General features: G+C 57.4%; 12 protein-coding genes. 5 read left to right on the top strand and 7 right to left on the bottom strand.

What is annotated here, in order from left to right; translation table 11 throughout:
- Positions 1–1716: 1716 nt before the first annotated feature.
- A complete protein-coding gene (locus tag AC0L8N_RS18815) occupies positions 1717–2427 on the bottom strand; it encodes a HipA N-terminal domain-containing protein (RefSeq protein WP_473670245.1) in 711 nt (236 codons plus the stop codon).
- Between the two features lie 637 nt (positions 2428–3064).
- On the opposite strand from AC0L8N_RS18815, the gene AC0L8N_RS18810 reads away from it, so the two are divergent.
- Positions 3065–3253, top strand: a complete 189-nt coding sequence (locus AC0L8N_RS18810; RefSeq protein ID WP_473669975.1) for a hypothetical protein — start codon at positions 3065–3067, stop codon at positions 3251–3253.
- 1396 nt (positions 3254–4649) lie between these two features.
- On the top strand, positions 4650–4805 hold the full coding sequence (locus AC0L8N_RS18805; RefSeq protein WP_473669973.1) for a hypothetical protein: 156 nt from the start codon (positions 4650–4652) through the stop codon (positions 4803–4805).
- Between the two features lie 1844 nt (positions 4806–6649).
- Here AC0L8N_RS18805 and AC0L8N_RS18800 read toward each other — a convergent pair.
- From AC0L8N_RS18800 to AC0L8N_RS18785, 4 genes are all read right to left on the bottom strand, one after another.
- The gene (locus tag AC0L8N_RS18800; RefSeq protein WP_473669971.1) at positions 6650–7012 is read right to left on the bottom strand and encodes a hypothetical protein; all 363 of its coding nucleotides are present in this window, start codon (positions 7010–7012) and stop codon (positions 6650–6652) included.
- A gap of 35 nt (positions 7013–7047) precedes the next feature.
- Complete coding sequence (locus tag AC0L8N_RS18795; protein ID WP_473669969.1) at positions 7048–7239, bottom strand: hypothetical protein; 192 nt, start codon at positions 7237–7239, stop codon at positions 7048–7050.
- 104 nt (positions 7240–7343) lie between these two features.
- Complete coding sequence (locus AC0L8N_RS18790; protein WP_473669967.1) at positions 7344–7523, bottom strand: hypothetical protein; 180 nt, start codon at positions 7521–7523, stop codon at positions 7344–7346.
- 21 nt (positions 7524–7544) lie between these two features.
- Positions 7545–8105 (bottom strand): molybdopterin-dependent oxidoreductase, encoded by a 561-nt coding sequence (locus AC0L8N_RS18785; protein ID WP_473669965.1) that lies wholly within the window; start codon positions 8103–8105, stop codon positions 7545–7547.
- A 356-nt stretch (positions 8106–8461) separates the two neighbouring features.
- On the opposite strand from AC0L8N_RS18785, the gene AC0L8N_RS18780 reads away from it, so the two are divergent.
- The 3 genes from AC0L8N_RS18780 (at position 8462) to AC0L8N_RS18770 (ending at position 10795) form a co-directional block, all read left to right on the top strand.
- Positions 8462–8596: a hypothetical protein gene (locus AC0L8N_RS18780; protein ID WP_473669963.1), complete on the top strand. Its 135-nt coding sequence runs from the start codon at positions 8462–8464 to the stop codon at positions 8594–8596.
- 238 nt (positions 8597–8834) lie between these two features.
- Complete coding sequence (locus tag AC0L8N_RS18775) at positions 8835–9128, top strand: hypothetical protein (protein ID WP_473669961.1); 294 nt, start codon at positions 8835–8837, stop codon at positions 9126–9128.
- Positions 9129–10516: 1388 nt separating this feature from the next.
- Positions 10517–10795, top strand: a complete 279-nt coding sequence (locus AC0L8N_RS18770; protein ID WP_473669959.1) for a hypothetical protein — start codon at positions 10517–10519, stop codon at positions 10793–10795.
- Positions 10796–11079: 284 nt separating this feature from the next.
- On the opposite strand, the gene AC0L8N_RS18765 is transcribed toward AC0L8N_RS18770, so the two are convergent.
- Positions 11080–11256 carry a hypothetical protein gene (locus tag AC0L8N_RS18765; protein ID WP_473669957.1) on the bottom strand — a complete coding sequence of 59 codons (177 nt, stop codon included), beginning with the start codon at positions 11254–11256 and terminating at the stop codon, positions 11080–11082.
- A gap of 629 nt (positions 11257–11885) precedes the next feature.
- Entirely contained in the window at positions 11886–12200 is a 315-nt protein-coding gene (locus tag AC0L8N_RS18760) for a hypothetical protein (RefSeq protein WP_473669955.1), read from the bottom strand.
- Positions 12201–12372 lie beyond the last annotated feature (172 nt).

Raw genomic sequence — 12372 nt, 5'->3', positions numbered from 1 at the left:
CACCTAATGCGACAAGCGATAACCGAAGCTGCCCAGCAGCCGATTGGCCAATCGCCCCCAGGACTTCTCCCCGGTTGAAGGCTGGTTCCCATCCTTCGGGAAAGGCAGGAACCGAGGCCCACGAATTTCCGGACCCGTAATCCAACGTCCGACCGGTACTTTGCGGGTAACACCAATCGCAACGATGTGCTCTACGATCTATCCAGCACGTACGCAGACGGCAACGATAAAGTGGCCACCAACGAGTTCCCCGAACTTCATCGGTATCGTAGACCCAGCGCACTGGTGAGAATGGCAAAAAACACGAAGGTCGCGCTGAGAACCACAAAGATCTCCGACAAGTGAAATGATAATGAACGCGCCGAGGCGTTAAGCATTCTGGCGCACGGCTAATGAACAAATAGCCCCGACCCCAGACGGGGTCTGAATAAAGCGTCCGGGCCGGATTACCTAATTCGCTAAGCGCAAGCGACTGATCATGATATCGAATCGGGGTCAAAATCGCCGCATCGATACCCCGCAAACTTGACAATATTTCGTCGCGCGAGTCTCGCCGGACATCGTCAGCAAGACAAGCAGCTCGTATTCCATGGAGGTCAACTCGATGTCATTACCGTCAACACTTACCGTTCCGCGCATCACGGTCTATCACAATCCCGTCAAAACTATTCGTTGTCGCGGCCCACTCTGCGCCGTACTGGATTCTCGCCACCAGCTCGCGCGGTCGAAATGGTCTCGCGATGTAGTCGCTTGTGCTCAGCTCAAAGTCCGGATACGCGATCAATGACATCACCGCGACGACGATGGGGGGAGGACACGAGAAAACGTCGACGATGCCTGGCAATGCAATGTCAAAGACAGCAAATCGTAATCACGGGTTTGTAAACGCTGCAACTTCGACGGCTTCCCAATCCAGCTCCACGAACAAACGACGCAGGGGACTCGAACAGTTTGGAGCGCCGCTTCATCGTCTAGTAAACAGGCTTTTCATTGGTTCAGGGCAACTGCATCAGGCTCGGCAATACTGTAGGACCTGCTGTTACCAATTGAAACACTCGCCTACCAATTTACTTTATTTCTCTTGTCTCCGCAGCGATAAGCCGCTGCCACGCATGCCCATTTCACCAGCGGTAATGACCTTTCCCCAAAGGAATGCTGACGAAATCGGCGACGCGAATGACAGCCAGTTAACCTTGTCCCACCGGCGGGGTTTTTGCATCTTACAATGAAATGCAAGCTATCGCTGATGATCACCCCGCATTTCGCAGCGTACGTATCGAGTCGGTAGATAATCCGTCCGAATCATCTTGATATTCCGTATCGAATACTCGACCGCAACAGCATCCAGCGCCATATTCTGATCGCGCTGTCCATCGACACTCATCTGATGCGAACGCGTCCACGCGGCTCCTTACTGAGGACGATCGAAACGCAGGCGATAAACTGCCAACGCCCTTTCTCGTCCATCAGGTAGGGAATGTATCCTTTGCGCCGTATCGTCCTGATGACGCGCTACGGAACATCCGAATACATTCGGCGAAAATTGGCTCATGAATATCCTGCGCCGACATGCTGAGCGTTTGAATCACTCAAAATCCGCCCCGTCCACTGCGCCCCGGAGTGCATTATCCAGGGTGAAGCAAGCGCATAGAGTGATCTGGGACGGCCGGATTCTTCGTTCCGCCGGCGTCTCGAGACGATCCACAAAAACGTCGGTCATACTGCGTCCATCTCTTTCTTCGAAGCAAGTGAACACTTACTTATGCTGATGCCAGCGGCGACAGCCATCAGGTAGTAAGCGTATTCGATACCAACCGCGGATCCTGAACGCCACGTCGGCGACTTTAACACCATCAAACTCAGAATCAGTATTCTAAGTTTCCCGGTGCATTCGGATGGTGACTCCGTCGTTGTTTTCCACGTGATACCGGCCTTTGCGCGGGTCTGCCGGCTCGCGGCCCCAACACGCAATATGTTCGTCCAGCGCTTCTTCCGCTGTAGTCGGTGGCACCGCCTTTTCAAGCGATGCAAGCCGTCACGGAGGTCAAGAACGGCGCCGAGCCAGTTCCACCAGACTCTCGACTTCCAGCGGGGAACTTTTCGGCGCCTTGGGGTTGCCGGGCGAAATTCGAGTGCCCCCATGCCACGCCTGCCTATATAGCAAAGCCGCTCGACCGGATTGAAACTTGCCTTGTCGCGCCCTTCGCGGACCAGCATTGATCGATACGGGGATCGCCAAAATGATCGGGTAGTGAATGGGTGAGTAGTCCCTTGAAGGACGTCTTGGCGAGTTCGGGAAAAACGATAGACACGTGTCCGAGCGGATGCCGACAACTCGATCCGGCCCCTTGAAAACGCAGGCGCGTACTCGAATGCGGCCAGCCCGGCCCGTCGTCCGGATAGTGTACTGACGTCCCGGTCCCACAGACGAATCCTCCAGACGTTCTACTGTTACCATCGCCACTCACCGTCATCCGTCGTGGGCGTTGCGGCTGCTGTTCGCGTTGCGCAAGCTCAACCTGGTCGGGCCTTCGTCGAGCAATAATCGCTGTACATCGCCCAGCGCATGAACAGGCTGACCAAAGGGGTATCCAGCGAACTGTTGCTTCCCTGCTTTACGGCGCACCGTGTTCAATGAAACGCCGCGTGAGTCGCAAGGGCATGGGTTCCGCGTTGCCCGTTGTCAGCCCATGCCTCGGTCGCCCAAAACATCGGTAAATTACCACGGGATTGGAATTGATAATCACACTATACTGGTATTTATAACCTGATACCATATTATGATTACTGTCGATTGCAGCAATGCTTTACTGTTCGTCACCACTATCTGGCTGTTCGAACAGTACGTTCACAGCTGTGTCGCCTGATAAAGCTCATTTGCGAAGGTACTTTCGCCTATACTCTGCGCTGCCCGGATTCGGAACCGGAAAACGTACACCGCCAGTGTCATCGTTACTGACAGTCGGCGGAAGCCATGATTCACCGTCAGCGACACCCGTAGCGAAAGTCGGCACGCTGCTGCCCGGCGCATAGCGAGGATACCATCATTGATAGAGACATCTACGTGCCCTATCGAATTCTCGAAAAGACGCCTGCTGATGTTGAGTCAGGCAACGGACTCGGTCTGTCCGATTTACCGCGCCGTGAACAGGGCGGCGAACGTTCCCTTCATGTTGATTTGCAGGCGAGCCTTGAGCTGAAGGGCGCTTTAGTTGCAGACAGCTTCATCGACCTTGTCGAAGGGACGTTCTAATCGCTGATATAGTCTCGCCCGCGGAAGTCGTATGCCCAGTCGCGCAACACGGTTGCGCGCTCGGCAACAGGGTCACCTGATTGAAAGGCTACCTCTACGTGTACATTCGACCGCTATTCGCTACATAACGCTCTCGCTTACGGCTCGTCGAATCACATCGGACGACTATGGGGCGGGTTAGATCGTCCGGTGAGGAGGTTCGTTGCGGTCACCGACTGGGCATCATGCTGATATGATGCGTGTCAGACCGACGCATTCTGGGACGTCATGGACACTACCAGCGTACCGGGTCACAGCGTTGCATCGATGGCGGCATTTCACTTTAGGGCGGGAGCGCAAAAAGCACGTCCGACGTACTACGGTGCGCGGGAGAAACAACGGCGTGACGACGATCATTCTTCGGCTCAGCCTTCATGAGCCGAGGATCCCGTGACGACGGCGAACAAACGTGGCGCAGCCATGCGCGCGCGGCTGAAGAGCGAGGCCGGCGAAGCAACGGATGAAGAACGATGCATTCCGCGAATAGCGTAGCATGGCGCTCTCGATGACGCTTCATCATTTCGACCACGTGGTGAAGCTGAGCTAACGGATAATGTCGGGATCGGTTCGGGCTACGACGGCGTTGGGCATAGTCTGCCCATTGGTCTAAAAATACGTATCCAGTTAACCTTGTCCAGTTGCGGCCAGCGAGGATGCACGCGGTAAACAGCTCGGCGGGAAGTGCGCGGCGTGTAGATTGAAGAGGTGCCCGTAAAATAAATCAGCTTCGTCTCTCCTTGAATCAGGCGGAATCAACGAACAACAGCGTCCCTGGGCGCGTTTGTGTCTAGTGTTGTTTGTTGTCAGCGCCGTCCGAAGAAGCAAGCACCAGCTGCCGAGACAGCGGCTTTCGCCTACCGCAATGGAACGATCTAGGACGAGCGCGCCGCGCCTCACCGCGGCGACGTTGCCATGTAACGGCGATCGTATCGCGGCCCTGGGCGACCTCGGCCTCGCTACAGGAGCGGAGGGGGTCCCACGCTACGGTCGCGCCTGGCTTCATCAACATGCTCTCCTGGGACAGCATCATCGAAAGCACGGTTGCGCACCGAGCGCACATACATCAGGGCGTAACCCTCGAGGGGCTAAGGCGCCAATCGGTCCCGCTGAATTCGAGCATGAAAAGCCGAACTAAGGAGCGCCAGGGCGACATGACGTGAACCGACCGACGTTGGCGAATACCTGGAAGAGCTGGAAAACCGCGGAGTGTCAGTGAACGTGGCTTCGTACATCGGCGCGGGACCCGTGCGTGTTACGAGGTGAAATTACGTTATGATCGGCGTGCCACCGCCGAGGAATTGCTGCGACTCGGCTGCAATGCGTGAGGCCGTCATCGGCGTTGGCTCATCCTTGATCTATGCCCCCGACAGTTTCGCGGACGAACGAGTTAGTTGCGCCGGCCTCGGCGGCAGCTGAATTCGGTGGCGGCTACATCTCGCATATTCGCAGTGAAGGCAATCGCCTCGAAGAAGCGGTACAGGAGTTGATCAAGATATCGAGCGACACTCGCTGAAATTTATCACCTCAAAGCGTCGAAATACAGACTGGTTCAAGCTTGAGAACGTGTTCAACATGATCGAGGACGCCGCGCCGCCGGTCCGAGAGGATCGGGCGCAGGTTCCTACACGCCCTGCGTACCGGACTTGATGCCACAATGCCATTGTGAGGTGTGGAGGTCGCACTGACGCATGGTCCAGCGTCTGAAGGACCCGGAAGTGCGCGAACTCGTCATAGCGGAGATGCATGAAGACCGCAACGACTGCAGAACTTTTACGTGCAGGCCGGGCCGGAAAACATTCGGTTGCTCGGTTTCCGGAATGAAAATTCTGTCCCCAACCCTTGATCGGCAGAGCCTCTCAGGAAAGTGGCCGACGAACGCGACAGGACCCGGCCGCCACTGCTATCGATCTGGTCATCTCGAGGACGACAGCCGGGTCGACGCTGCCTTCACCTTGACGCACCAATTCACGTGAGCTGAAAGGAGCAAAACCGTGGATCAGTTTCGTTTTGACCGTGCTGGTGAAGGTGTTCTTAACTCCAGCCTACACCCCGCTATGGGAAACTTTGCCAGGGTCATCAGTCGGTTTGTCCGCCGAAACAAGCCTGATGCCAATAGAAGAGGTGAAAGTTCGACCGATGACCTCGTTGCCGGCGTTCAATACCAGCATCTGCATCGTGGGGTCGTCTGAAAACGGACTACTACGCTGACGCTCGCTCGTTTTCTATCTGCAACTTTCAGTGACCATGCCACTTTCGAAGAACTGCATCAGTACGCCACCGGCGTCGAGCACGTATTTGTCAACGGCGTGCAGGCTTGAAAAAGTGGCCGACACCTGGAGCCTCACTGGCCCAGTGGTCCTGGCACCCGGCTCGGACGGGCCGGCCAACAATCAACCGTTGAACTAGTAAAACACCGCATTGATGCAACGAGCGTGTCGCAGGTCGCGGTGTTGTATACAGCGGCTTGAACGACCGAATCCACCGGACAGTGAAATAGAGTTGTAGACCAGAAAAAACCGCGAACAATGTAAACGCCATACTAATTAGTCGGCGGTTCATTGGGTTGTAGTCCTTCACGCCACGCGGTGGCTTCGGATTCAGACGAAAACGAGATTGTCCCATCAACCAGTACTTTTGCATTTGCGAGGCCAATGCCGGGCCCCAGCAAATTGATTGCCATGACTCGGCCCCGCTTGATTGCTACGACATCGGCGGGCATTTTTCAGTTAATAGGACTCTCCGGGTTTATTCTTGTGCGTTTACGGCCAGTCCTTCGGTTATGAAAAAAACTTAACAAAACACGCCCTGGACGATCCGAGAGAGTCCCCATTTCGCCAGTTAAACGACCGTTTCGGCCCCAACTCACGTCTGGCAAAGGCTGCTAGCCACTACCTGGAACGGGGGCGAAGCGTATCGGGCACTGTCGCCCGAGATCTTTGCTCATGCTTGTTGCGTACCGACGCTTCCACAATTATGTCCTGCGCCGGGCCGTCATATAGGTAGAAGGCGGTCGCAGTGACATTCCCGCTTTCAGCGCGCGCGAGATACTCAATCGCTACCATGTGAATCCAGCGCCGTCCGCGGATACTCACCTCCAGCACCCGTGCCAGCTCCGCCAGATTCGGCCATTGCGCGATAGTGTGGTCAAGGCGACTTCTAACCTTGCGGCGCTTGAGCCGCACTACCGCGCGACCCGGCCCAAAGTCTTAAAAGAGAAATCGGTCGGACAGATGGAGGCGAAGGCCGCGCCCCCACACACGACACGGGTAACAGCCAGCGTCCCAAGGCCGTGAGTCTCCATGCCTGCGAGGGCACGCGACAAGGCGCCTAACGCGTTCATGGGGCTCCCACGCCCAGTCAAAAACTACCTCTGTTCCTCACCAGCGGCAACCTGCCATCGATAACCGCATCGGCCTCAATGACCCCATTCAGGGTGCAACAGGTAGGCAAACCATGTGAGATTTCGTCTGTTCTTGCCCCGCGCGTACGGCATGGCCGCCGAACATAATCGAACAATGTTGTCGCATAAGGCCAATAGCTACCGATGGTCTTGACCGGTTGATTCCATTGCAGACTGCCATGCCCTCCTGCCAGTCGGTCATCTGACTCGTCTTCGCCGTTGACACCGTGACAGGCTACAGACTGCCACAAGTGTCGCAGCGGTTCCCGAACCGGCCGGTAAACCAGCACCATCAGGCATGATCGTGAAATTGACTGCATCGGCTTCAGCCGCCGAACCGCCCAGTTGTGCGGTGTCAGCGAAGGCGAATGCGGGCAAAGGCGAGTCGCAACCAGTTACGCGTAGACATCGCGCCTTCCCCTGGCGATCGATCGCCCAGGCCTGAATCCCGTCGTAATGAAAAAGAATTGCTCGCCCTGCCTGCCAGTACCTGCGTCCGGGTGGGCTGGATATCGCCGCGCTCGTCAGTCGCGCGACTGAGAATCACGGGAGCCGACCTCCCAGTGCCATGCGCTGCGAAGCGGGTAACGCTCATTCCAATACGCTGTCATCGAGAGCCGCATCTGCCCAGCTCTTGCCCCCTGTCCGCGGTCAACCCGTCTGATTCGCCGACCAGGCAACGCCTTTTACCTGATAGATGCCCGGTGGCCCCAAAGCCAGCCCGGAGACCGACTCGTAATCAGCGATTTGACGCCCATTCGGGGAAGTGAACAGTGGCGCCCGCCCGTTGTCTGCGAGGTCCGAGTATCGGGACGTTGCTCCCTTGGTCATTGCTGGCGCCGACGTGCACCATTACGCACCCACTTCACGCACATGTTGCCCTCCCACCCAGGAACTGCATCGGACATAACCATGCCTGGGCGTGCAGCGGTTCGCCATTCTGGTACAGGAACCATGGGTCTCCATGACTTTCTGCATCGGCACGCTACGACTCATCATGGCGGCATCGGCGCCGTCCGCCACTATCCATGAGGCGTCTTTCTCAACCCCCGCTTCATCCACAAACACTGTATACGCCGCCCCACTCACTCGAACACAAAGCGTGCAATTCGCCGGCAAAATCCGTGGTTCCGGGGCGAGCATGCTGCTGCTGTTGCCCGAACATCGAGAATGAATCCTCGAGACCGTCGGTAAACGCAATAGAGATTCCAGGCTGAACGACAACGGGCGTTTTAGCACGGAGCCCGGTGATGTAAAGACGACGCGCGGGATCAATATCGGGCGATGACGTTCGAAATGCACTCGGGCATCCCATCCAGGTGTTCGAGCGGCGTACGGGATCTGTGCCCGGTTGCGCCCGATGCCAACGTGTTTGATAATGTGCGGTACTGCGACGAAGGCGCCCGCTGTCATCGGTGCACCGGGCTGACTGCTCCACGGTTCCCGCTTTTGCCGACCGCCTGGCGCTTAGCAAACCTGCACTAACACCAACGCCAGCCCGCAGAAAAACCCGTCGATCCAGCAGCCCATTACCTGCTGCGTAATCGTCACACCATTTTAGCGTCTTGCATTAAATCTCCCCCATAATTCACCTGACCTGACACATCCCCAAGCCGGCCTCTGTTCGCTTCGCAGGGGACCTCCCATAGCCTAGCCGTGTAGCCATTCTGCTCCACATAACTTCACTCTGCCACATACCCGGCAATAACGCTCTGCCACAAACACCCGGGTGATTGTTGCAGCCTGTAATTGCCGAAACGGAGTTACTGATGAGAACACGCGTACCGTTACTAATGCTGTGTGCTGCAGCATCGCTATGTGCAGTGACCGGGGCCAACGACGACCGTGGCGATCCGCCACGGACAGTCGTTACCGCGCGCTACCGGCAACAGACACACTGCTGAGCGGCGCGAGAGCGCCGACAGGAACCGGGAGCGCCTGGATAACGCCGATGCAACTGCAAACGTATCCTGGCTGTTGGCCAGGGTATCAAGGCCCCCGATGCCGAACGCGCGAAACGCCCCGTGGGTGACGCCCGGCATCATCTCTATGTCCACTCCGCCTGGGCGTCTATCCCAGCCCTGGTGTGGATGCCCATTCACGGCAACGAAGCGACAGCCGCCAGAGCCTCGGCTGAACACAGTGTCTGGCCGCAAGACCCGGGCTTCGTCCGCGGCCTTGGCCGGCGGCATTACCTCGCTACAAGTGATCGCCGGGTCAGGCGGTCGCGGCGTTACGCTTAAGAATGTACCCGGCACTCGAACCACGGACATGAAGTTTCCAGGCGCGCCCTATGGCCTGAAGCGGCCTGTGAGCGAAACGGGTGGGGCAGTTGCGGCACGCCTTCAACCCGGATGGGGAATGTTCGGCGGGCCACCCAGTGCCTGGATCGCGGCTGCGCAATACCGGGAACATCACAAGGCCCGCGAACGGTGAAGGCGAATATCCGACCCGATCTCCAACGCAAACGTTGGCGGTGTACCGGACGGCGAAATTCTGATTCACAATCATTGTTACCGTGCCGATTAACGGCCGTCATGCTCGAAATCGCGAAAGCAATCCATCTATCAAATCACTGCCTTTCACCATGTGGTCGAGCGCATATTCTGAACTGCTGGCAGAGAACAACGTTCGCGCCTGCTGCGCAGACCGGCGGGGTTTCAGACGGTAGCTACGACGTATCCGTGAACGCGGCCATCATCGACGCTGCGGAGGCCTGCGCCTAATAACATCGCATGATGATCTGGCATTCAACGGCTGAACCAGGGAAAGCGCCAAGTTATGGGTGCGCAACGCGGAATCGAGATACCCCCAGAGCGCGCTATTCGCTGCATAATGTTGAACGCTGCTCAAGCACTCGGCATCCCGGATCAAACCGGTACGCTGGCAAGCAGCAGACACAACAAATCCGGCAGTGGCACTGTTTCAACGTCAGGATAACAAGCCAAACGGGCTGCTCCCCATTTGACGTGCGCTAAGTTTATGACCGCCAGCAACCGGCAATAACCTGTCGCACCGTCAGTTGGTACGACGGCTTCCGGCAGGAGGTGCCAAATGAACTGTTGCTTCTGTTTATTTCTGCTGCCATTAGCCTTAGGCGGAAACCATTGTCATTATGCGCGGCGCCAGGCATAATCTGCTCAGCGATCCGAAGCGTACTCCGGAAAACGCCACTGTGATCATTTAAAGCGGCGTAATTAAGTAACTAGGTACAATCCTGCCACCCGGCGCAACGGTGGCGGACGCCAAAGGGCAAGATTCGCGACCCCGCAATTTGTCCGCCACGGGGTGAACTGGGCCTGACCGAAGCGCAGGCGCCGTTGGGGCAACCGTGGACTTCATCAACGCGCGGCTTTCGATGTTGCCGATGCTTACAACCGCCGCTCGACATCGATCGCCGTCAATCGAAGGCATCACGCGTGCCGCCATCATGCCATCAGGCGCCGTGGGACCGGATGAGGCTGGTCAGTTGCATCTTTTTTGGGGCCCTCTCGCGCAATCGCAGGCCCCGGGGACACCGAGACTCAGTGGTTCGACGACAGGCCGACCTCGGCTTGGTGCACTCCTTCGGCGACTGTAGGAGTCCGGCCGGCGGTTCCAGAGCAGCCGCCTTGCTCCAGCTTCGACAGTCCTTGAACGACGTCGACGCCGTGCACGAATTCGAACGCGGCAGTCGGCGCGCCACTCCCTAGCCAGCTAGACCTCGGAAACACTGCAAGCCGTGATTGAAAGCACCTTGCCTTTGATCGTCCACGTGGACCGGGCGAGTGATATTGAAATCCTGCTCGCCATGGCGAGGAATACAATTTGCGTCGTTGATTGTGGTGAAACGGAAGCATGGATGGTTGCCGAACGACTTGCTGATGCGGGTATGGCGTTATTCTCGACTCCATCAAAAATTCGCCCGGGCAGTTTCAGAAACCGCAAACGCGCGTCTCGATGCAGCCGCATTGTTGGCGGATGCAGGTGTTGCCATTGCCTTTGGCGGCAGCAGCGTCCAAACGCACAACGCGCGTAACATCACACAGGCAGCAGGCATCGCGGTTGCCAACGGATTGACGTGGAAAACAGCGTTACGCGCACTCACGCTTACACCCGCCTAGTTCTATGCGTTGCTGATCGAAGTGGAGTATTGTCGCGGGCAAAGACGCTGATATTGTCATCTGGGCCGGACGATCCTCTGGAGTCGCAACACCAGCAAGGGCGTACATCAAGGGTGAACGTATACCTGATGCAAAGCCGGCAAACCCTGTTGCGGGACCGCTACCTGAAAACGAGCAGCAAATTACCGCCCGCTTTCTGGCATTCATCCGGCGCCGCCTGCGGCAGATTCAAATCCGTCCGAGGCGTTTCTGGATGTAGTAGTCGGCGACATCATTCTGACTAGTCAAGGCACGCAATGCGGTCGCGGGCGCGGCCCGAGGTCGCCCGCTTTTCGACACAACTCCGCCAACGGTTGATAGCGAAACAGCGCGGGTTCCTGCTCCAACTCATCGAGCGTCGCAACGGCGGCTTCAGTGTCACCGGCAAAAGAACGCGCGACCGTCGCGTTCAGTTTGATCACCAGCGATGGGCCGCGCCGTATACAGGAGACGTACAAACTCGCGCAATTCCGCAGCCAATCCGTTTCCTCAAGTATTCGGCGCTGGACGGCACGCGCTATTCATCCCCAGCAACGGCCCGGCCCACCAGACCGGGCTGCTTCGACGATCATGTCCTGGCCGTCCGAATCAATCGCCGGGTCCCACAAGCGCCTGATCGAGCGTGACCAGCTCGTTGCTGTTATCAGTCGCGCTGTGCTGCGCTAGCGACTGCAAAAACATTAACGCGTGCAATCCCACGTGGGGAACAGTCGGCGCAGACTGCCAGGAAGTATGCCGATTCGGCTTCATCGAGAGTGAATGACGTATGTCTTCGGGGTCGCCATGGTCAAGATTAGATAGATAACGGCGAGCACACTGTGAAGCCTTTCGGGCAACTGTTCCGGATCGGGTACACGGAAGGGAATCGCCGCCTCGCGAATTCTTGCGCTTGACGCACGATGCGCTGACCGATCGCGGGCTTTCCGGCGCTCAGGAGGGGCACGCGCGAGTTCGGGACGTGCGGAATCCACAATGTCTTCAGGGTCAGTGCAACCTGAGCGGACGGGTCGCAACGCCCGGATGACAACAGGTGAATATCAGACGCAAGCGTTCATCCGGAATCAACTCGTCGTCCTCCACCGCCGGGAATACCTTCTCGCTGGTCGGCAAGGATTCCAAGCTCGGTTTCCTTGGTGACCTTCTGGTGGCGCAGGTGATCAATAACCCTGCGCCGGCAACCGTCAGTAACCAGGCCACGGCGCGGGTTGCCCCGGCAGGGCGAGCGCTGCAATGCCTCAATGAATACGCGCTCCTGAGGGCATCTCGGCCAGCGAAAAATCGCCTGAAATTCTTCACCAACGTTGCAAGCACCCCGCCCCCACTGGTCGCGCACAAGTGCAGCGACCGTGCGGCAGAACTCTTGCATTTTCGCGGTTCAGTCAAATTGCATGATGGGTCGACTTTCAACCCCAACCGAACTAGCGCCCGGTATGGCTGCATACGCGATGGCTTCGTCGAGGTCTTTGCATTCCATCAGGTAGCTACCCAGCACTTCCCGGGGCCTCAGCGGAACGGCCCGTCAGTGGTTTCAACTTTGC

This window comes from Woeseia sp. D3-10, assembly GCF_055809415.1.
Note: the sequence above shows the minus strand (reverse complement) of the source record. Positions and strands in the feature narration are given on the sequence as shown.